Source organism: Pseudomonas graminis, from assembly GCF_004364335.1.
Taxonomy (GTDB): domain Bacteria; phylum Pseudomonadota; class Gammaproteobacteria; order Pseudomonadales; family Pseudomonadaceae; genus Aquipseudomonas; species Aquipseudomonas graminis_D.
Map to the genome: position 1 here is coordinate 97,045 of NZ_SOCR01000014.1, position 20,264 is coordinate 117,308.

Sequence of the window (20,264 nt, forward strand, 5' to 3'; positions counted from 1 at the left end):
AAGCATGGAAGACTTAATCGAGTTGTCGGATGCGAATGTGCCGCGGGCCTATCTTGAAGACCCGATGCCTGAAGTACAGGTTAAATATGGAGTGAGGCTTTATACCAAATCTGCGCCAGACGAGAAAGAAATTTCGCAGATCTTTATACCGGGCGATACTAAAGAGGTTCGTATTGGATGGCTGATACCTATACTTTCTATAATATCTTCAGAGCATGAACAGTTCGATGATAAATATTTCAGAAAACACGTATACGAAGCACTGAAGACGGTCAAAGGCCGAACTCTTCCCGAAAGTATCTACATATTGATTTACAGCACACGCTTTCTTGAGAGTGTCGCAGTCCATCGCGACGGCGAGCTGGCTTTAGCATTTTTATTATATGGGATTTACCCGTTTTATGGAAAAAGCTCACTCGCCGGGTTAGATTTTAAATTGGCAGTGACTCCAAAAATTGTTATTCATAGATGTTTTAACGGTGATAGCGCGACAGGCTTCTTAAAAATATTGATAAGCGAGGTTCTTCCTCGGGAGAAAAACGGCTATGCGAGATTCATGTTTTTCTATCAAATATATGAACTTGCGATGGAATTCGTATTTTACAAGAAGGTCAACGAACTTAAAATAAAGCGGAGTCACCTTGGCATTATAAGGAAGCGAATTGATGAGTATTCATCTGAGAGCAAACTTATAGGATTATTGTATTCCGAAATGCAGCGTGAGGAATACGATGCTAGCTTGGCTGCAGTGGCCAAACTAATATTCGAGGATGTGAAGGATGTAAGCTATTATGCCTCCACGATGAAGTCAAGCATGCTTTATGATGTCAGAAACACACTCGTTCATAGCTACTATAGATTTAATATCGGAGACAGTCTTTCTTACTTGGCTTCATATTTAGAAGACGAAGTTTTTCATGTGCTACAGTATCTTTATTCAGTCGAGGGAATGAGAATAGAGATCGAAGAAAACTACTTTGGAGGTGTTATCTGACTGGCCTAATCGGCTAAGCCAGGGGTGGACCTACCTTGCAATGCCTTTCCGTAATGACTGCTTCTGGCCTCCTCCTCCACTCATCGTGGTAGCCCCCAAACTTCGCTAGGGCTAGGATGTGTTCGATTAGCCTAAGTAAATCCTCGCGCGATGCGGGCGGAACGGATCACTTTCAATTCAGCATGCGCAGGACACAACATTACCCATGGTCGGGTATCCGCTCTGATAAATGCGAAATCTTAGCGAAGCCAACCGTTAATCCGCCCCTCACCAGGTGACCAAGACCCGGCACGCGAATCACAGCGCGGTGTACCCCGTTACGATGTGGGCCCGAGCTGCAGAGGACGAACAGAATTCGCCGCGAATTCTCGGCCAACTGATTGTGTAGCGGAGAAACTTGGCTTTTGCCCAAATGGGGGTGTAGAACACAGGGGATGAGATTAATGGTGTCCTGTGCTAGGTGCGCATTCAGCTCTGGGAGAGAAATACGCGCTAAGGTCACGATCGTTGAAGCCTCTCGGTACTGAATAGCTGACCAATGCTAGCGTTTGTACAAAAAGCGCGAAATCAGCAGAAACATACTGGTTAAACATACACCACAAAGCACTGGATATATAACCAGACTGCAACATTCAATCATTCGACAGTGGCGAAATGGTTGCATGGACCTAAAGGGTGTGGCTTCATTAGCTCGCTCAAACGCAACGGATAGCTGACACTGTGCTGCCTTTGCTGTCAAAACTGTGTTCGTGCAGAGACAATTAATGGCCACCAAAAAGACGTTCATGGAAGAATCGACTGCACCAGGCACAGTCGCTGGGTTCGATTACCAATTCCACTACTTCCTTTATCGCTTATTCAACATGAAAAAGGGCCAGTCGATCGGCCTTGAGATGAAGGATGACGTACATACCGACATGGACAATGATGTCCAACTTTTCTTTCAACTCAAGCACACCATCCAGACCCAAGCCGGGGGCAATCCCATTGCCTTGGCTGAACTGGACTCGGATCTCTGGAAGACCCTATACAACTGGGCCTGTGTTATCTCTGACCCGAAGGATGGTAGGGCTGAGACTGCAGAACAGTTAACATTCGTGAGACGAACCGAATTCCATTTGGTATCTAATAAAAGTGAAAGCGATTCGAACAAATTTGGGCAATTGTTGAGCTTTTTTACTGAACACCCTTGCAGCGAGAACTTGAAAGCGGTTATTGATCGCATTGAGGGCCTAGCTGGCTCTACAAAAGATATGACAATCAAGGGCTATATCGACACTGTCCTAGGCTTGCAGCCCCAGGTAAGGGAGGAGTTCCTCAGGCGAGTCTTTTTTCAGCAGGCTGCAGGAGCAATTGTCCAGAAAATAAAGGACTCCTTGCTGGAAAAATTTGTCCATCCTGAGAGGATCGATAGCACTTACCAGCGACTGCATGCTTTAATCAGAGATGATAATTACTTTTCAATCCTTGCAGGCACAGTTACAGCGATAAAGTTTGACGACTTCGCTACGCGATACCGTAAGGTCATCTCACCAAGTGACAAGCAGACCCTGAGCAGGCACTCTTTTCACCCAGTGCTCCCCAAAAACTTGCTCGATCAACGCTTCATTAGACAGCTGATCGCGATTGACGACTTCCCGGACACCGATACCGAGCGGATCACGATGTTGTCGACCCATCGAGTCAGGATGGCCCGGAGCCTTGAAGTATGGGTGCAGGGAGGGGAAGTGGTATCTGATGAAGTCCAGGCTCTGCACCAAGACGTCTCGCTACGCTGGGGCAATCGACATCACAAGGCATTCAGAAAATGCCCTCCAGCCAAGGTCAACGATCGAGCCTTGGAAATCGTCGATGCTATGCGAGACGAAAACTACCGACTGGGCGACGATGAGCTGAACACCGAGCAATCCAACGGAGAACTCTATGTCCTCTCGGAGCAGCATGCCATTGGCTGGCATCCTGACTGGAAAACGCTATGAATAACGAAATGTACGATGATACCCCTCATCCTCAACGTGTCTGGAGTGGCTACAACAACGCCGGGATTGCTGCCGTTGCTATCGGCTGTGTCTTGAACCATTGCCAAAGCCTGACGTTGGCTAAAGCACTTCTGATCACTCCGATCATCATGCACGCAGAAACTACGAAATTCTTGGCTAGTCAGCGCACTAGATCTAGGCAAATCGCGTCACTGGTCGCGATCCGGCCAGATTTCGTTCTCAATTTCGACCAGCGCTACCACGCAAGCCTGGTGCATTCCGTCAACGGCATACAGCTGCTTCATCAACTCAAATTGGCTGCCTTCGATTCTACGATCACCTCAGTAATACGCTTCAACTGCCCTCCTGAGTTTGGCAGGCGAGCCGAGTCAGTTGACAAGGCGTCGTCTGAGATCGCGAACCTGCTCCAGGCCTCGGAAGAAGAGCTTTACCTGAACCTTAGGATACAACTTTGAAATTTGGCATCGATACTATTCGGCTTTGGTCACATCAAGGTGAGATACGCGATGTGGATTTCGAGCGCGGGCGGATCAACGTTTTGAGTGGCAGCAGCAACCGAGGGAAAACGTCCCTACTGCACATCATTGATTACTGCTTGCTGTCCAGCGCTCACAAAATCCCGCATGACGTCATCAATGATACAGTCGACTGGTACGGGGTAAAATTCTACATCAATGACAAAGAGTTCGTGATCGCGCGCAAGAGCCCGCACGCCCAAACCGTGTCAGACAAGTTTTACCTTTCCAGCGTCGGCGCCTTTGCGCCAAAACCTTTCGCCAACGCTACTAGTGACGATATAAAGAAGATCCTCCAGAGTGAGTTTGGCCTGAACAACAGTGTAGTGCTCTACGGTGGCCGAGGCGTACGCCACGGGACGCAAGTATCTTTTCGCTACTTCTTACTGTTCAACACTATCTCCGAAGACATTATTACCAACACCTCCGCCTACTTCGACCATCAGCAGGATGACCGCTATCGGGTGGCGCTACCGCGAGTGCTCGATCTAGGCCTGGGCATCGACAACCTCGAAAACATTGAGCAGCGCGAGCGACGTGATGACCTCAAGCGGATGATTGAGAAGCTTGAAAAGAAGAAAAAAGTAATGAGCGGCGGGCGCCACCTTTTTGAGAGCGAGGCTCGCCAGCTTGCCGCGTCAGCGGCTGAGTATGGACTGATTGAAAAAGTACCTGCAGTCGTCACTATCGACTTTTTGAGGGAAATCGTCAAAGACGTCGCTATGCCCGAGGCCTCCGGAGAGGATGCAAAACGCCTGAGTCAGGCGCGGTCAAAGCTCTTTGAGATCAATAGGCGCATGCGCCGCCTTCGTGAGTTTTCAGATGAAAATAAGCTGTACAAGACAGCTCTGAAGGTTACGCATGATAGTCTGAAGCCGTTAGAGAGTCTGCTCAAGCAATCGGAAGAACTGTTGAGGACGGAGATATTTGATGATCTTATCGACAGCCTAAGTGTTGATCTACGCGCCCTGAAAGCTGCAACCGCAACTAAGCAACCTGTCGACACACAGGTGAACGCTATAATGGATGACTTGAAGGAACAGAAGGCTGAGCAATTACGGATCATTGAGTCGCTGCCCAAGGAGCAGAAGTCGTTTGACGACACGATCCAATTGGTGAAATTCGTTACTCGAATCGAGACGAAGCTTGAAACATACACAGCTGTGGCAGCCGACAGTCCAGAAGACTACGACAGCCAGGTCGCGAAGCTGAACCGCGACCTGGAAGCAATGGACGTAACCGACGTTGCTAGCGTACGCGACGGCACTGTGGGCCAGATTAACGACGTGTCATTGGCGCTGCTTAGCGAAGCAGCATCTGCGATGGACAACTACGCCACGTTCAAGACATCGTTCAACTATGAAACGAAAAGGCTACAGCTTCGCCGTCCACAGTCGTCCTTCATCGAAAACGTGGGCAGCAGTTCAAATCATATGTTCCTGCACCTGTTCATGTTCCTCGCACTTCATGAGGTAGCGATCACTAAGGGGGGAGACTTTGTCCCCAGCTTCCTTTTTATAGACCAACCCAGCCGCCCTTATTATGGGGAGGAAAAGATCATGGACGAGGTTTATCTTAAAAACTCCGACCAAGCCAAGGTCAGCCAAGCTTTTGAGCTACTCGGGAACTTCGTAACACGGATGAAGAAACACCACAACACCGACTTCCAAATGATTGTGCTCGAACACGTTCCTGTGGAGCTTTTCCAAGACGTCGCAAACGTTAAGGTACTGCCCGAGTTTCGGGGGAAAAACGCCCTGATCCCATTACACTGGCGCACGGCTTAAACTATAAGGGGACGAACTATAAGGGGACGGATTTATTTATACCTAGAAAATAAATCTGTTTCCTTATCTTCGTCCCTCATGTGCAAGATGGTCCTGAACGACCCGCTTTTCATCTTCTGTTGCTTCATGGAATGCCTCCCGTAAATGCGCCATTGTGGCGAGCACCTTAGGCGAGAGTGAAATCTTCCTCATCCTGAAACAAAAACGTCAAATATGACCGTTCCAACAGGAACCGGAATGGCCCGCTCAACCACACACCCTCTGGAAAACCATCATTGATAGCAGCGATGTCGTGCTGCATCCCCAAAACCAGAGAGAACCTCACCATGCGCGTGTCTGGCCAGCAACCCCCCGTTTCGTCACCCTCCATCGAACTTCAGCAACGCTCAAATTCGACGGCTGCCACCGGCCACGCTTCCGTGGGGCAGGGTCATCCTCAATCCGGTGAGGTCAGCGCAGCGGCGCTGACCCAAGCCCGTGAAATGAAGCATTTGCTCACGACCTACGTGAGCAGTCAGTTCCAGCCTTATAAAGATCGTCTGGATCCGGAATCAGGGCACCGGGGAGAAATCGATCAAATCATAGAAAGCCGCGTCAACAAGCTGATGGAGGAGAACATCTCGTTCCAGGAGCTTGGAACGTTGATGGAAAAAGCCCAGAAAATGGACCGCAACGCTTCAATGGTGTCGGGAACAGCCGGCGGCGTGCCTTTTGCGGTGGCGTCGTCGATCCAGGCGGCCATTCCCGTGATCACGGGAATCGGGGCAAACATACAAAACCCGGTGGCAAAAGCGGCAGCCCTGGGCACGATTTCACTCGCGGCGGCGTCAGTGATGGATCAGGTCGGCGGCGCTTCCATGAAGAAACTTCGAGAAGACGCGTACTACCTGCATGCGCCCGAGGACAAACTGCATGAGTCGTTGAACATCGCCCTGAAGACGATCGATACCACAGCGAACCTGGCCATCCAGAACGCCAAGGAGGCGCAGACGTTCACGATCCGGAATGGCATCAGGACGGCGGTTGGCCCGGTGGTGGCGGCGATCAATCCGAAGGCCGAGCCCATTGTGGACACAGCCCTTGCTATTGCGGGTGGTCTCGCTGCCGGTACCGGTACCGGGTACCTCGCCAACAGTCGGCGCACCGAGCAAGGCACCAGTGGCCCCGCGCTGCTGTTGGGACGAAGAGATGCCGAAGCCAAAGAGGATCTGAGTCAGGAAACCGAATGGATCGACGCGTTGAAGGCATTGCGGGACGCGAAAACTGTCCGTACGCCTCTCGCCAATGGAGTGGGACGTCTGGCCGACGCCGGCCGCACGTTGGTATCCGATCCGCTCGGGGCAGTGTCGAGAACCGCCAAAGCGACTTTCACCCCTTCCGGAGCCGCCAATGTCGCCACACTGACCGGTGGCTTCGCCGGATTGGAAGCCGGTAAAGGCGCTGTGGTCAACGCCTTGAGCCAGCAGCACCCTGCCCTGGGTTCATTGGCGAAACACGCCGTCAATACAGTGGGCGGCGCGGCTGTGTTCGGGGGCAACGCCGCTAGCGTCGCGGTCGCAGACAAGGTGGTTGACGACTTGAGAGCGCGAGGCAAGAAAACAGCGGAGCCCACGACAGGCGCTACCGGGACCGCTGAGTCAGTGCATGAAGATCCGGCCGACGCTACCGGGGAGACTCCCGGCGAACAGCCATCCCGTGTCAGCAGGCCTTCCAGTCAACGGTCCCAACGAGCGGCGTCTGATACGGCCTCTCTTTCGCGAACCAGCCTCACAGGCAACCGGATCACGAGTGCGGAGAACTCGGCACCCTCCTCTACCAAGTCTCCAGTGGGCAGTGCTCGGGCAAGCCTCAAGGGTGAGCAAGCCCAGCCCACGATCAGCGCCGGACCCTCCAGCGAGGCGGCGCGGCCCGGGTCGAGGTCTTCGGCGGCACCTGCCCCGCTTCAGGCTCAAACCTCGGTGCGCGCAGATGATTCCTCGGATGACGACGCCAGCTATCACACTGCGACGTCGGGTTCGTCAGATGACGAATCGGTCTATCACACTCCGCCGCAAACGCCGGCTTGAGGGAGTCGGACGATAAGGTGTGAAACCGCCGGCCGCCGTCTTCAAACGGCTGCCGGCAGGCCTGATGCTCCTGCTGCTAGACGCGATCCCCCGTGTGCAGCGGCAGACAGGAAGATTTAATGATCCAGGAAATCAAGATGTGGCAGATCCTATTGTTTAAGTTCAGAAGCTTCCTACGCCATCGCGGGAGGTTGGGACCTAGGGTGCCCGCTTGGGTCATGAAATACTCAGTTTCCAAATTTCTTGCACTCGCTTAACCATGATAAAAAGCGAGCGGCGTCCCAAGCTGGGAATTGTCAGGGAGACGTTGAATGTTCTTTTGGCATATCGTGCCCTCGTGGCATCAGATCGAAGATCGGATAAGGAAGGAAATGGGCTACCAAGGTGGTGCTCAGTTTAGAAATCATTGGGGCGAGCCTGCCCCGTCCCTCAGCCTGAACATCCGCCGTGTCGAAAGCGTCAGGTCTGCGTTTTATCAAGCTGAATGGCAGGCGGGCATTGCAGCTGTTGAGGACTAATTGATGTTCGACTATGAATATGCTCTGAATAAGGCGAAAGAGTATCTTGAGGATTCAGAGATACCTTTGCAGATTACGTATGAAGGTGAGTTCGCGGAGGGGTGGTTCTTTTGCTATCAGTCAGCTGAGTATTTACGAACTGGTGATTCGGCTGATCAGCTGGCGGGAAATAGCCCATTTCTGATTGACCGTAATACCGGTGAGTTGTTCGAGCTGGCGACCGCTAAGCCTGTAGCAGAGTACGTTGATGGTTACCTTCAAGAGCGCTATGCGTAGTAAATATGCGTGACTATAAAACAGCCTATTTGAGTCACAAAGGCGTAGGTATAAAAGTGGCTTACGATACGGCGATAGATTGGGACGTGACCGGCTATTCAACTAACACCGCAAAGAATCCTAAGCCATGAAAACTGATTACCACCTCATTGAAAACAACCTCAGCTTCGTCCTCGCAGAGCTTGGATCTCAGCCGGAAGTGGCTTCGTTCTTCCCCCCCGAATCCTTATCTTATCAGGAGCAAATTGATCAGTTGTCTGAGTGGGTGAATGGCGCGGGAGAGTATGGTCTGGCGTATGAAAACGTCGTTTCCATGCTTGAAGTGCTACCTTTCACGTTATCGGGTAAGGCGGCAATAAAACTTCTGGAGGTCGGTTTGATTTTTGGTTTCAAGACTGAGTCAGAGTCAGATAAAGGATTCGACCGACGCTATTTGCAGGAATCGTGATTCACTCTGTATGCAAGGCAGAGCCCACTCATACCGGGTGGGTCGCTTGCCTTGAATCATATATAAAAGGGAAAAAGCGGTGGAGTATTCGGCTTTTCTGTATCGACTTGCCCGTGCGGCGCCCAGTTTTTAAGAGTTCTAGCTACAGCTTCGAGGCTGCGCCGTTCGGAACCAGAAGCACCTTTGCGTTACTAGGAAGCGAGTATTAAGTCGATATGATGATAAAAAGATATACGGCAGCATTTTTGATTCCTGTCGGCGCACGTAAAATTTTAGGCGAAGATGGTTGGGAGTTTGACAGCCCTGAACGGCTATCCAAGGGGCTTGCAGATCACCTGATTGCCGCACTGAGACTAGACTTTGCTGAGAGGTACTCAGGGATCAAAAGATACATAGGCGACAATATCAGCATGTCCATATTTCTTGACGATAAAAATGAGATAGAGAATATTTACTTTCAGTTTTACGGGAGCTCGCTGAAAGCGCTAGAACAGCTATACCAAGATCCCCAAGTGTCTTCTAAAGCCGAAATAATCATGCCTGAAAAAGAATGAATACTTTCTACGGGCACCAGCTTCACACCCGTGTGGAAGACCAACGCCGCCAGCGTCGCGGTCGCAGACAAGTTGGTTGAGGATTCGATGCCGCGAGGCAGGACAACGGCCGCACCCATCACAGACGCCATAGAGAACGCTCAATTATCTTCCAGGGACCTCCGGTCAGATAAGTCCTCGGATGACGACGCATCCAGCTATCACACTGCGGCGTAGGGTTCGTCAAATGACGAATCCACCCGCCACACTCCGCCGCGAACGCCGGATGAGTGAGTCTTCGGAAGACGCGCTAGTGCTGCACGTGCTTACCCGCTTGGCTGTCAGTCGGCCGGAATTCTACCGTTGCGCCCAAGGTCTCCAGCCGGTGGCACAACTGGCGCAGTTGAAGTTTTGTGCCGCTTCCGGCCTTGAATTCAGATATTTCGGCAAGTGCCAGCGCTTCTTTCAATGACAATCCGCGTGCCTTGCTGACTAGCTGAACGACCTTGAGCTTGTGGAGACCCGAGGCAATAACGATCAAGTCGCCGCTTTCAAAATCTGCCGGGGCATAAGTACTGATTTCGGGCAGCGACTGCTCCAAGCGCCCTGGTTCCTGACGGGCCTCGATTACCTCATGCCAGTACTGATTCGCAAGGCCGGCCTCAGCCATGATCAGGCGAATGAATTCTGTGGAGTCATCACTGACCGCTGCCAACGCTTCCAGCAAACGGCGAAAAGCCATAAGGCTAGATGCTATCTGTACTGCATCCCACCGGCCTGCGCCGTGAGCAGCGGTATAGACGGGATAACCGCTTGGGGATTCGGTTGCTGCGATAAAAACCGGATCATCCAGCCCGGTCATGGCGAGAACGTACCAGTCGGGATTCCATCCGCCGTCAGCTTCGGATACCAGGTTTTCGCCCGTATTCCCGAGCGTCCGGAAGTCGGCCTGAAAATCATCAAGACGATCAAATGTGGCGTAGTGCATGGGCAGAAGAGGATCGCCCACCACGATGCCATGAGTTAGAAACTCGTGAACGCCTTCATGGGCCAACTTCATGGGTCACTCAGTTTTCATACGGGTTTACGTGCACCCTAACGGTATAGGCACCCGCCCTGCAAACAGTGCACCCCAAAATGCGTCGCGGTGTTGTGAATACATAACCTGATCTGGGTAAGGTCATTTAAGCAGGTCGCCCCCATCAAGCATTACTCTTCGAACCCAGTGTTTTCAAAAGTGTATGGCGACTCCACGGCCCGCAGTATCCTGGAAGATGCGCAATGACTTGGTAACAGCAACGCTTATACCAGTCAGCCACGCCGTCATCGAGGGTCTCAATAAGTGCTTCCCGGCAGGCACGCGTCATAGCCAGCGCCTCAAGTCGGTGCAAAAGCTCAGTGCCGAGTTTCCGCCCCCGCCAAGCTGCATCTACCCACAGGTAACTGATAAAAAGACGGCCGAACTCGGTGCGACCGGTGACGCCGCCTATCAAGATTTCATCTTCCAACACTGTGCAAGCGATAGGGTTCGCGACGCCGCCCTGCTCACGGGACAAGTTCTGACCGTGTTTTATGACGCCATCAGAGACGGCTTGCAGATGCTGTTCGTGAATGCCGCATGTTTGCCATTGCCTCATGTCGTTTCCTTATGTCCGGTCTACCCACATCTCGTGCAAGTGCCGTTCCTATGGGCGTTCGATTGGCTGCTTATGGCCGACAGCTGCCCCTCACGGCCAAAATCCCATACCGCTCGCGACGATAACGAGCTGGCAGGTAGTTCTCGCCTTCATCCCGGCTGAACGACAGTCCATCCTTTGCCTTTACTCGACGACGCTTTATCACCTGTCATGCACACGCCAACCTGAAGACGCTTCATTTTCTCAAGTATTTGAGGACTCAGCGCTTGACCATATAGTTGGGACAGTTTGGCACTACGAGCGATGGACTCCTGATAGTTTCGGCTGGCTTCGGCTTCGCAGCTATCGATGTCGGCTTTGAACATGGCCTACTGGGAGGAGTAATCCACTCCCGGTTTCTCGAATCTGGTGCCTTCGTAACTTTGACGGCGGTAGTCGATTTGGGCCGTTGGCGTAGAGGGAGTGGAGGTAAATCCGCCAAGAGTAGCAAGATGGGATACCGCGGCGCATATGAGTACATCGCATTTCGGTTTCACCGCGCGGCCTTTTAGGCGCCCCCGTCGAGGTCGTGCATTTGGGCCACTATGTTCATAAAGACCCAGGCATCCCCCTTGTCGTACGTCTCCAAGGCTTCGCTGCCGCCGATAAACGGGTACGGCTGCGGGATATAGACTTGGTCTTCAGCAAGGGGGCCCAGGTGCCGGAACAACTCGGCGACGTGATCCGAGTCCAGGACATACAGCTCGAACCCCGGCTCTTTCAGTACTTCCGCTTCAAAGTCTTCGACTGACGGGTGGCTTCCGTACGACTTTGCCGCGCACTTGAAAGGGTGCAGCACGAGGTACTCTGAGTCGTGTGGGTTGCGAAGAAAGAAATGGCCTAGGCTTGAGTAACCAACAACCTCTGTGTGGTTCGGGAAGCTGGCGGCCCACGCGCCCAAATCGCTCGAGGGTCGAACCGAAAAGAGTGTGTAGAGAACTGGTTCGGATGGCTTTCCGAATATTTTGGAGAAAAGTCCCAAGGTGACACCTCAAGTTGAGCGCTTGGTAGCAAGAACGCGCGTGTAAATTTCGTGGTCGAAAACGACAGGCCGCCCTATTCGATTTAGCGGCCTGCCGCCGATCTCACGTCTCGTCGCAACGACTTTGAAGTCGTCCTGGCTGGAGCCGGAAACCGTGCCTTGCTTGCACTGCCACGTGCGGGTGCTCGGGCAGTTTAAGGCGATTACCCCGCGGGGTCCTGACGAGATTCCACCTCAAAGCGATAGTTGATATCCACCTCGCTGGCATCTACCGGCAGAGCGGTTTTGGTCAGTACAAACTCGAATGCTGGCTCGAAGTATTCATCACGCAGGATTTCACCTGCCAGCACTTCCACTTCATACCAACCATTCTCGACTTCAATAGTCGGCCTGTTTGATTGCTCATAACGCTCGAGCAACTCATCGAGATTCTCATCCGTGAATGCCTGCAGAATACGCCACGTGAACAAATGTATGCGACCGTGCTCGACACGCAGCGAATAACCGCTGCGACGATGCTGAACCCGACCTTCATGCCGGAGCATTTCAGGTTCAACGCCGGCCAACGTGAAAACCACAGTGTAAGGATGGTTTTCCACACCGGCGAGCGGGATGAGGACGCCATCGAGAACAGCCTTGTCGCCGCTGTCATTGGACACAAACTCGCCAGCCAGATCGTCGGCAAGTTGATGCTCTTGCTTGAAGCGCCTCAGCAGTTGAAGGTCACCGAGCAAAAAGTAGTCAATCAGGTCGTTAAGGACCTCGGAAAACATATATTGCATAAGTGGAGATTCCTGGTGTCACAGCGCCAAAATAAGATGCAGCCAGTCAGCGTTGCTCCGTAATTCATCGCCTAATACTGGGCTTACGTGCGCCCTGAAGGCATAAGCATCTGGGCTGCAATCGTCAGTCTTAGCCAACAGTTGCTTGAGTCAGATGTTGCTCAAGCACATCACGTGCGTGGCATGCTCATGATCTGTTCGCATGAAGCCGCACTTCAGATAAAACGCGTCGCCGGCGGCGGTATCGGTGAAAAGGCACACGCTCTGAAAGCGCAGAGCGGCATGTGCAACAAGCGCCTTTACCTATGTCTGTCCCGCGTGGTGCCGCCTTGATGAAGCGCTGACATAGACCCGTCGCAACCTCGCCATGTTCTTTTCGGCGTAGGGATCAACTGAAAGGCCTCCGATGGCTATTAGCTGCTGGTTTCGGTATGCGGCCATAAGACATTCTCCAGGGGCATTGAAGCGATTGATCCCGGAGTCCCACTCGGTAATCAGCCGGGTCAGAAACTTGAAACCTTCTTCAACAGCCTCTTTCTCCAGCACCTGAATCTGCGGAGGAAGATGGGTGATCAGTTGAATGTCGATTTGGCCCATGGATCTTCCTTGATTGGGTGGAGAGCTATCTGGCTTAGTTGGGGCTCTTGAGGTGCATTGCTATTGGCAATACAGGTAGCGGCTGTTCGACTTGGGAAGACCAGCGTTCAATTTGAGGTCGGCACCCTTCTTCAGAGTGAGGCGTCAGTACAGGCCTGTGGCGCTATCAGGCTCGCGAACCGGAACCTGGTGCACGCTGACCATGTTGTAGTTGAGCATAAAGCCAACACCACCCTCGGACTCCATCACCTGAGCCACCCAGCCAATAGGATTGATGAACAAAGAGTTGTCGTGGTTGAGGACTCCTACAGCAGCAGTCGTCTCATCATAATCCCAAACGACATCGCCCCAGTGCCAGCCTTGCCCTTCTACGTACTGGTTACCTAGCAACGCTCCAAGCGCGTACATTTCCTCCTCGGACAGCGTTGTGCCAGTCGCTTTGCAATTGCGCACCCGCTCCGTAATCGCCGCAACCACATCGGCCGGCGCATCATCTCCAGTAAGGCCGAGTAAGGCGAGTCCCTGGCGACTCAGCACTTTGATCTGCTCTACCAACTCGGCGGACACTTTGCTTATTTCAGCCATTCTTGTTTCTCCATTAAAAAACTGCACAGCCCAACCAAGATTTCGCAAGCCTGCACTGCGCCTAGCACCCGCTTGATCGGTGTCACGCTTTGCCAAAACCAAGCACTGACCGCAGCCAGCCTGCCGACTTCCGTTCATAGAAAGGCGTTGTTTCCTTGAGGAAGTAATCGCTAAGGCCTGCCCCCCCTTCTTGAACGGGATAGAGGTCAACGGGTTCGCCATCCGGAGCGGTATCTCCGGCAACGGTACCGGCTTCGCGCATGACCCGTTCAAAATCACCGTCCGCTTCAATACCAATGATCAGATGAGGCTTTTGATCAACCGATGGGTCATGCATTAACGCCAGAAATGCACGTTTTACGTTGCGATGTTTGGCGAGTAGCTGCGTGAGCGAGTTGACCATCCTCGACGGGTATTGCGACGGCTGTCCGAGCAGCACGGTCGTGTCTTTTTCAACCGTGCGCTGCGCCGGCTTCTGGCCGATCCCGTCCGAGAGCAGATGGCGCACTTCCTCCGGCAAAAACTCTTTCCCGTAAGGAGACTTTGGATTGAGGATAAGAGGGGCGCCCCGCGTGATTTCAAACAGCGATCTGGCCGGGATTTCTACGTAGGACTCTTCGTTATCTATGGAGCCTTGCAGTGTTTTTAACGAAGAAAAAAACGGGATGACAGGTGAGCCGTCAGCCCTGTGCCAATTCGCGATGCTGATGTTACTACCCGCTTCGAGTGTGACATGCCCTTTGCCAGCCCCGGCCGTGCCGAGGACGTAGACAGTGGAATCCAACAGAATCTTGAAAAACTCAGGTCGATGGGCCGGCTCATCCGCCGCCAGCCTGAGGGATGTTTCGAGGGTGTTTTCTTGCTGGGTATCCATGCTATCCATCCGTGGCTCCATCAAAACAGGCAAAAAATGAGCGCAAACAGCGCGTAGTTTTTCACGGGCCTTTGAAAACAGGAAGAAGAAGAAACTAACGAATCTGACTGACAGAGAATCACCTCGAACGGACTTCCAAAGCATCGGTGTCACGTCGTTAAAACCGGTCACCAAGGGCCAGCCTCGGGAGTTAAGGCAGAGGCGCTCACCGCGAAGTGCGCAGACGTTCCGAAGTATTCAATAAGGAGTTCAGTGAGCAGGCGGATCTTGCGCGCGGGATGCTGACCTGGAGGGCGGACCAGGTATGCGCCCGCCGGAGGTGGTGGATAACGCGTCATGATGGGCACAAGTGCCTGGGAGGCGAGGCTTTCATGTGTGAGGCTGTCGGGCAGATACGCGACACCCAGTCCCGCTATGGCAGCGGCCACAAGCGCAACGCCGTTGTCGGCCTTGAATTTTCCCTGAGGACGAACCGAAATGACCTTGCCGTCATCCATGAACTGCCAGGCCTCGGTACTCTGCATCAGGGCCTGGTGGGAAGCGAGTTCCTCCGGCCGTTGCGGCGAACCATAGGCCTCGATATAGCCAGGACTCGCGACCAGCTGGACGGCAATCGGGCCCGCACGTCTACCGATAAGGTTGGAGTCAGTCAAATAGCCAACCCGAATACCACAGTCGTATCCCTCGGCGATGAGATCGACAAAGCGATCGCTGTAGCAGGTCTGAATATTCAGCAGTGGGTGTCGACGCGCCATCTCTGCCACCACCGTGGCGAAATGCGTCGGTCCTAACGATAGCGGTGCCGCAACACGCAGACGACCACGCAGCGGGCCCGCAGGCAAAATTGCTTCCCGGGCCAATTCAATCTCGGCGCACACCCTGGCGGCATGTTCGCGGAACGTAGCGCCGGCTTCGGTCAGCGCCGCGCCGCGGGTGGACCGTGTCAGCAATTGTACGCCTAGCTCGGTTTCCAGCCGCGCCAGCCTGCGACTGACGATCGACTTGGAGACGCCAAGCCGAAGCGCAGCAGGCGAAACGCCGCCGGCATCTGCCACTTCAACAAAGGTCTGTAGCTCTTCGATATTCAACGTGGCGTTCCTGTTTTGGCGACACAGCTGGTCGGGCGATGCGACTACCGTCGCGATTGAGTGAACCGCACTATGCCGCTGACAGGCACCGACATGTGACGCATGGCATGTCAGCGGCCCGCCCCTGCCCACAGCAGTGTCAGTCCGTGATCGTCGCCTGAGCGGGTGCAATAACTGCACCCGTGGACCCCATCCATAACGAGGACCCGCCATGACAAGCGAAACGATCCGCAACCCCCACACCGATGAACTCCTGACGCCCGATAACTCGGTTTTTATCATCATCGACTATCAGCCGATCCAGGTGTCCTCGATTCGCTCGATGCCGCGTGAGGAACTGGTGTTCAACATCACGAGCGTCGCCAAGGCGGCGGTTCACTTCGATCTCCCCATCATTCACTCGACCGTCAACATTGGCACCGGTCGCAACAAGCCGCCCATCCAGGAACTGCAAGACGTGCTTGGCCACTTGCCTACCTACGATCGAACCTCGATCAATAGCTGGGAGGACAACGAATTCAAGCAGGCGGTTAAAGCCTGCGGGCGCCGCAAACTGATCATGACCGCGCTCTGGACCGAAGCCTGTCTGGCCTTCCCGGTAATCGACGCCATCAAAGAAGGTTATGAGGTTTACATCCCGGTCGATGCGGTGGGTGGAACCTCCCTCGCCGCGCACGAAGCAGCGTTGCGTCGTATGGAGCAGGCGGGTGCGAAACTGATCAGCCGCGTGCAGCTGTACTGCGAACTGCAGCGCGACTGGGCGCGTGAAGCGAGCATTCCGGGCTTTATGGCCGTGTTCGAAAACTTCGACGGCTTTAACGCCGAAAAACAGGCCATCTAACCCTCTAAACAAGCGCTAAGGCCTCGACCTCGCTCACCCATACTGGCTGGGCTTTGGGCGGGTGCCTTTTTCCTGTCACCCCCCGGCCCGGCGGGATTTACGCCTGCTCAAGGAGGTCGATCAGCGCGGCGTCCAGCTGTTCAGCGCTGAAGGGCTTCGCCACGCAGTGCTGGCCTGCCCACGTGTCGGGAATTCCCAGCCGCCCGTACCCCGAACAGAAGGTAAAGGGAATGCCGCGCCGAGCGATCGCCTCGGCAATTGGAAAGGAATTTCCTCCGATGATATTGATGTCCAGAATCGCCACATCGAAGCTGCCCGTGCGGGCGTATTCCATTCCATCCTCCAGTGAGCTGGCGTGAAAAGCGGTGTTGTAACCCAAGTCTTCCAGCATGACTTCCATGAGCATCGCGAGCAGGGTCTCGTCCTCGACCAAAAATACCTTTGGCGAACCGCTCGAGTAGCGCAACTTCACATTCATAAATTACATCCGGGTGCTGCCACGCCAGGGAATCAGCATTGACCAACGTATACCTGACTTGGCGAAATGGACGACTGCCTTACCTTTCAGCTCTCGCTCGATGCTGCGCTCTATCAGTCGAAAGCCAAATCCTCTGACGTGACTGACCTCGATGCCTGGCCCGCCGGTTTCTTCCCAGTCAAGCTTCAACGTCGGCGGGCTCTGGTCCATGTCCAGCGTTGAGGTGAACAGAATCCGCCCGTCCGGCCCTGATAATGAGCCGTGCTGCTGGGCGTTTGTCATGAGTTCGTGCAGCACCATGGAAAGGCTCAACGACACTCGGGGCTCGAGGGAGACAGGGTCCCCGGCCATGCTGATCCTGCTGATCTCCAGGCCCGGTTCCTTGAGCCCGATAATCAGGTCAGTCAGCTCGCTCGACAGCCATTCGGCACGGGCCAACGCGTCGTGCGCGCGGCTGAGGGCAAACAGACGGGCATCAAAACTTTTACGAAACGAGGCCAGCGAGTCCGAATGAGTGGCGGTCAGCGTGGCAATGGATTGAACCGTCGACAGCGTGTTCTTGACCCGGTGATTGAGCTCGTTCAACAACGCCAGCCGCGCTTGGCGGTCCTCAAGTTGCTGACGCTCCAGCTTGATGGATATGGACTGCGCCAGCCGGCTGGTGGTGTCATTTTGTTTCAGAAAAGCGCTTTCACCGAGCGTCGCCGGTCCATCGTGGGCCGGTAGGTTAAAGCTGAAGACGCTGCCTTTGCCGGGCGAACTTTCAACCGACAGCTGGCCGCCGTGCGCCGAGACAATGCCGTCGGATATATAGAGTCCCAGACCATTGCCCTTGGGATTGCCTTTCTCGACCGACCAGTAGCGCTGGAAGATGTGAGGGAGATCATCTGCAGTGATGCCCACGCCATTATCGCTGACCGTGAAGACCACTTCTTTTCCGCTGCCCTCCGCGTGAATGCTGATCTTGCCGCCTCGGGGCGTGAACTTGATGGCATTGCCTACCAGATTCGACAGCACCTGAAATATCCGCTCGGGATCGGCCTTGATGACCAGGTCCGACATGGCGGCGCAGTTGAGCTCGATATCCTTCTCGGCGGTCAAGGTCACCAGCAAGCTGCAGGCTTCTTCAAGCAGGCTCGTCACATTCAACGGTGCGCAGGCCATATGGTAGCGGCCGGATTCTATCTTTGCGGTGTCCAGCAGGTCTTCCAGCAGGCTGTTCATTCGCGTCGTGGCTTTTTCAATCGTGCCTAGCGCACGCCGAATAGGGTGATTCTCGACGGCCGGGTCACTCCCGGCCCAGCGTTGCATCATCCCGCACTGCATGATGATGATCGACATCGGGTTGCGCAGGTCATGGGAGACGACGGCCACCAATTCATCGCGCAACCGCACCGCTTCCTGCTCACGCAGCACTTGGCGTTCCAGATCGTGTTCCAGTGCCGAGCGACGGATGTCTTCAGCGGCATACAGATCACCTCGGGACCAGAGGCTGGCGATGCCAGTGACCTGCTGCTCCCACACCTCAAACGACTGACGCGGGTGCAGCCGGTGGGTGGCAGAGCCCACCGTGCCAAGGCTTAGGTGCTGGGCCGGATTACCACTCCAGTTCATGGTCGAGGTAAGTTGCGGGCGAAACCACAGCACCATGTTGTCGACAGGCTTTGGCAGAATGAAGGCGATAACGCCGCTGGCGGTATCGCAATAGGCAGCCGCCGCAGGGTAGTCCTGTTGCAATGCATGAGTATGGAAAATGCCCAGGCCTTGCAGTCCCACGGCGCGCTCCTTGAGCTTCTGGGATTTCAGGCCCGTGTCCCGGATCCACAGATACAACGCCCGCACCTGCTCCGGCGTCGGGCATTGCCCGAACAGGTGTAAGCGGTCCTCCATCAGCACAGCCGCGCCACTTGCCATGGTCAATGCTTGCAGCAGTTCAGGTCGGCTCACCAGACCCTCAAGGATTTCACGGTCCGCCCGGCTCATGGCCTCGGCTAACTGAGCGACCAACGCCACTTTGTCCTCACGCTCGCGCTGCAACTGACTGGCTACGATGGCCGAAATTTTCGCCGACAGAAGCTGGCCTATGAGCACGCAGGCGTCACGGTATTCGCGGGCGACCATAAGCGGGCCAGGATGGCCGCACGCGATCAACCCCCAGAGCTTCCCGTCATCGAGCAGTGAAATACTCATCGACGAACGCACGCCCATATTCTTCAGGTATTCGCAGTGCACCGCAGACACGCTGCGCAGTGACGAGAACCCCAGATCAAGCGGGAGCCCCGTGTCAGGCCGCAGTTCTGGTACCAGTCGCACGGGTGTATACGCGGCGTCGGGGATGACCCTGATCCAGTTGAGACGATAAAGCTCGCGCGCCTGAGGCGGGATGTCAGATCCCGGAAAGTTCAAGCCGCTGTAACTGGGCAGATGATTGCCGCTCAATGCCTCAGCCACGACTTTCCCGTGCCCCTCGGGCTCGAAGCGATAAATCAGCACTCTGTCGTGGCCGATCAGCGCCTGTATTTCGTGGACACTGATGTCGAACAACGTCTCCAGTGTTGTGGCCGCCTGGAGGTTACGCAGCACCCGAGTGATGATCCTGGACTGCTCCCACCTCGGTTCGACATAGGGTTCGAGCTCGATGATCAGCATCGTGTCGCGCATGTGAAGGGACGCACTGAAATCTGTGGCCCCGATCGTCAGACGCAGCGGATCGCTTTCGACCTCGCCAGGGTTTGTGTAGAACTGAGTGACAAGCAGGACCTGCTCCGGTCGTAACAGCACACACAGTGCCTTGCCCAGCAATTCGCCACTCTCGATTCCTAGCGCGTGTGCAGCGTTTTCACTGACCTGCTGGATGCACAGAGGATCACCACAGAGCGCCATGAGCACCCCATGGGGCTGGATCGCGCCCGGAACCCGGATCGGCTCCTGCGCGCAGCTGGCCAGCGCAGCTTCCAACGCGGAGTCCGTGCTGGTGTTTTGCAGGTACCCAATCATTTGCCACTCCAGGAGTGTTTCATTCGGGAGCAGCAAGACGCTGCGCACGTTGCGACAAGCAATGACGATTGAGGGTTTTTATGCGCCCAAGGCACTGCCAGGGCCAGGTGCAGCTAAAAACGGGACGGACGCGCAAGGGGTGCGAGGTTGCCGCGAAGGTGCGGCATGCGGACTTGGATGCATGTGGGATGCTTGACGGCGGCGGACTCACGTCCCGATCAGCAAAT

19 protein-coding genes and 1 pseudogene are annotated in these 20,264 nt (G+C 54.5%); 10 read left to right on the forward strand and 10 right to left on the reverse strand.

The annotated features are described in order from the left end of the window. Positions 1-4 precede the first annotated feature (4 nt). The 9 genes from EC919_RS23480 (at position 5) to EC919_RS23520 (ending at position 9,158) form a co-directional block, all read left to right on the forward strand. Positions 5-994, forward strand: a complete 990-nt coding sequence (locus EC919_RS23480; protein WP_133776699.1) for a hypothetical protein — start codon at positions 5-7, stop codon at positions 992-994. 764 nt (positions 995-1,758) lie between these two features. Then, positions 1,759-2,973 carry a hypothetical protein gene (locus tag EC919_RS23485; protein WP_133776700.1) on the forward strand — a complete coding sequence of 405 codons (1,215 nt, stop codon included), beginning with the start codon at positions 1,759-1,761 and terminating at the stop codon, positions 2,971-2,973. Beyond that, positions 2,970-3,449, forward strand: a complete 480-nt coding sequence (locus EC919_RS23490) for a hypothetical protein (RefSeq protein ID WP_133776701.1) — start codon at positions 2,970-2,972, stop codon at positions 3,447-3,449. The genes EC919_RS23485 and EC919_RS23490 overlap by 4 nt, the downstream gene beginning before the upstream one ends. Continuing rightward, on the forward strand, positions 3,446-5,296 hold the full coding sequence (locus tag EC919_RS23495; protein WP_133776702.1) for a DUF3732 domain-containing protein: 1,851 nt from the start codon (positions 3,446-3,448) through the stop codon (positions 5,294-5,296). Before EC919_RS23490 ends, EC919_RS23495 begins: the two co-directional genes overlap by 4 nt. A 326-nt stretch (positions 5,297-5,622) precedes the next feature. Beyond that, positions 5,623-7,362, forward strand: a complete 1,740-nt coding sequence (locus EC919_RS23500) for a hypothetical protein (RefSeq protein ID WP_133776703.1) — start codon at positions 5,623-5,625, stop codon at positions 7,360-7,362. 311 nt (positions 7,363-7,673) lie between these two features. Further along, positions 7,674-7,880, forward strand: a complete 207-nt coding sequence (locus tag EC919_RS23505) for a hypothetical protein (protein WP_243842321.1) — start codon at positions 7,674-7,676, stop codon at positions 7,878-7,880. A 3-nt stretch (positions 7,881-7,883) separates the two neighbouring features. Beyond that, positions 7,884-8,156, forward strand: a complete 273-nt coding sequence (locus EC919_RS23510; protein ID WP_133776704.1) for a YrhB domain-containing protein — start codon at positions 7,884-7,886, stop codon at positions 8,154-8,156. Positions 8,157-8,283: 127 nt separating this feature from the next. After that, complete coding sequence (locus EC919_RS23515) at positions 8,284-8,604, forward strand: hypothetical protein (RefSeq protein ID WP_133776705.1); 321 nt, start codon at positions 8,284-8,286, stop codon at positions 8,602-8,604. Between the two features lie 215 nt (positions 8,605-8,819). Further along, positions 8,820-9,158 (forward strand): hypothetical protein, encoded by a 339-nt coding sequence (locus tag EC919_RS23520; protein WP_243842322.1) that lies wholly within the window; start codon positions 8,820-8,822, stop codon positions 9,156-9,158. A 289-nt stretch (positions 9,159-9,447) separates the two neighbouring features. Here the strand turns inward: EC919_RS23520 and EC919_RS23525 are convergent, their stop codons facing one another. The 8 genes and pseudogenes from EC919_RS23525 to EC919_RS23560 all read right to left on the reverse strand — a co-directional run bounded on the left by EC919_RS23525 (position 9,448) and on the right by EC919_RS23560 (position 15,721). Beyond that, a complete protein-coding gene (locus EC919_RS23525; RefSeq protein WP_133776706.1) occupies positions 9,448-10,197 on the reverse strand; it encodes a hypothetical protein in 750 nt (249 codons plus the stop codon). 142 nt (positions 10,198-10,339) lie between these two features. After that, complete coding sequence (locus EC919_RS23530; protein WP_133776707.1) at positions 10,340-10,774, reverse strand: GNAT family N-acetyltransferase; 435 nt, start codon at positions 10,772-10,774, stop codon at positions 10,340-10,342. A 547-nt stretch (positions 10,775-11,321) separates the two neighbouring features. Continuing rightward, positions 11,322-11,795, reverse strand: a complete 474-nt coding sequence (locus tag EC919_RS23535; protein ID WP_208295010.1) for a T6SS immunity protein Tdi1 domain-containing protein — start codon at positions 11,793-11,795, stop codon at positions 11,322-11,324. 203 nt (positions 11,796-11,998) lie between these two features. Next, positions 11,999-12,577 carry a hypothetical protein gene (locus tag EC919_RS23540; RefSeq protein ID WP_133776708.1) on the reverse strand — a complete coding sequence of 193 codons (579 nt, stop codon included), beginning with the start codon at positions 12,575-12,577 and terminating at the stop codon, positions 11,999-12,001. 150 nt (positions 12,578-12,727) lie between these two features. Beyond that, positions 12,728-13,174: pseudogene (locus EC919_RS23545) on the reverse strand (GNAT family N-acetyltransferase). A 144-nt stretch (positions 13,175-13,318) separates the two neighbouring features. After that, complete coding sequence (locus EC919_RS23550; protein ID WP_133776709.1) at positions 13,319-13,759, reverse strand: hypothetical protein; 441 nt, start codon at positions 13,757-13,759, stop codon at positions 13,319-13,321. An 82-nt stretch (positions 13,760-13,841) separates the two neighbouring features. Then, positions 13,842-14,633 (reverse strand): enhanced serine sensitivity protein SseB, encoded by a 792-nt coding sequence (gene sseB, locus EC919_RS23555; RefSeq protein WP_133776710.1) that lies wholly within the window; start codon positions 14,631-14,633, stop codon positions 13,842-13,844. Between the two features lie 167 nt (positions 14,634-14,800). Then, the gene (locus EC919_RS23560; protein WP_133776711.1) at positions 14,801-15,721 is read right to left on the reverse strand and encodes a LysR family transcriptional regulator; all 921 of its coding nucleotides are present in this window, start codon (positions 15,719-15,721) and stop codon (positions 14,801-14,803) included. Positions 15,722-15,932: 211 nt separating this feature from the next. Here EC919_RS23560 and EC919_RS23565 point away from each other — a divergent pair, with 211 nt between their 5' ends. Further along, entirely contained in the window at positions 15,933-16,562 is a 630-nt protein-coding gene (locus EC919_RS23565) for a hydrolase (protein ID WP_133776712.1), read from the forward strand. 97 nt (positions 16,563-16,659) lie between these two features. Here EC919_RS23565 and EC919_RS23570 read toward each other — a convergent pair whose 3' ends face one another. Both EC919_RS23570 and EC919_RS23575 read right to left on the reverse strand, forming a co-directional pair. Then, positions 16,660-17,040 (reverse strand): response regulator, encoded by a 381-nt coding sequence (locus tag EC919_RS23570; protein ID WP_133776713.1) that lies wholly within the window; start codon positions 17,038-17,040, stop codon positions 16,660-16,662. 3 nt (positions 17,041-17,043) lie between these two features. After that, the gene (locus EC919_RS23575; RefSeq protein ID WP_133776714.1) at positions 17,044-20,037 is read right to left on the reverse strand and encodes an ATP-binding protein; all 2,994 of its coding nucleotides are present in this window, start codon (positions 20,035-20,037) and stop codon (positions 17,044-17,046) included. Between the last annotated feature and the right edge of the window lie 227 nt (positions 20,038-20,264).

Excerpts from the sequence above, each read along its gene's own strand:
- EC919_RS23480 (WP_133776699.1), top strand. The coding sequence starts at position 5 with ATGGAAGACTTAATCGAGTTGTCGGATGCGAATGTGCCGCGGGCCTAT.
- EC919_RS23485 (WP_133776700.1), top strand. The coding sequence starts at position 1,759 with ATGGCCACCAAAAAGACGTTCATGGAAGAATCGACTGCACCAGGCACA.
- EC919_RS23490 (WP_133776701.1), top strand. The coding sequence starts at position 2,970 with ATGAATAACGAAATGTACGATGATACCCCTCATCCTCAACGTGTCTGG.
- EC919_RS23500 (WP_133776703.1), top strand. The coding sequence starts at position 5,623 with ATGCGCGTGTCTGGCCAGCAACCCCCCGTTTCGTCACCCTCCATCGAA.
- EC919_RS23505 (WP_243842321.1), top strand. The coding sequence starts at position 7,674 with ATGTTCTTTTGGCATATCGTGCCCTCGTGGCATCAGATCGAAGATCGG.
- EC919_RS23510 (WP_133776704.1), top strand. The coding sequence starts at position 7,884 with ATGTTCGACTATGAATATGCTCTGAATAAGGCGAAAGAGTATCTTGAG.
- EC919_RS23515 (WP_133776705.1), top strand. The coding sequence starts at position 8,284 with ATGAAAACTGATTACCACCTCATTGAAAACAACCTCAGCTTCGTCCTC.
- EC919_RS23520 (WP_243842322.1), top strand. The coding sequence starts at position 8,820 with ATGATGATAAAAAGATATACGGCAGCATTTTTGATTCCTGTCGGCGCA.
- EC919_RS23525 (WP_133776706.1), bottom strand. The coding sequence starts at position 10,197 with ATGAAGTTGGCCCATGAAGGCGTTCACGAGTTTCTAACTCATGGCATC.
- EC919_RS23530 (WP_133776707.1), bottom strand. The coding sequence starts at position 10,774 with ATGAGGCAATGGCAAACATGCGGCATTCACGAACAGCATCTGCAAGCC.
- EC919_RS23540 (WP_133776708.1), bottom strand. The coding sequence starts at position 12,577 with ATGCAATATATGTTTTCCGAGGTCCTTAACGACCTGATTGACTACTTT.
- EC919_RS23550 (WP_133776709.1), bottom strand. The coding sequence starts at position 13,759 with ATGGCTGAAATAAGCAAAGTGTCCGCCGAGTTGGTAGAGCAGATCAAA.
- sseB (WP_133776710.1), bottom strand. The coding sequence starts at position 14,633 with ATGGATACCCAGCAAGAAAACACCCTCGAAACATCCCTCAGGCTGGCG.
- EC919_RS23565 (WP_133776712.1), top strand. The coding sequence starts at position 15,933 with ATGACAAGCGAAACGATCCGCAACCCCCACACCGATGAACTCCTGACG.
- EC919_RS23570 (WP_133776713.1), bottom strand. The coding sequence starts at position 17,040 with ATGAATGTGAAGTTGCGCTACTCGAGCGGTTCGCCAAAGGTATTTTTG.
- EC919_RS23575 (WP_133776714.1), bottom strand. The coding sequence starts at position 20,037 with ATGATTGGGTACCTGCAAAACACCAGCACGGACTCCGCGTTGGAAGCT.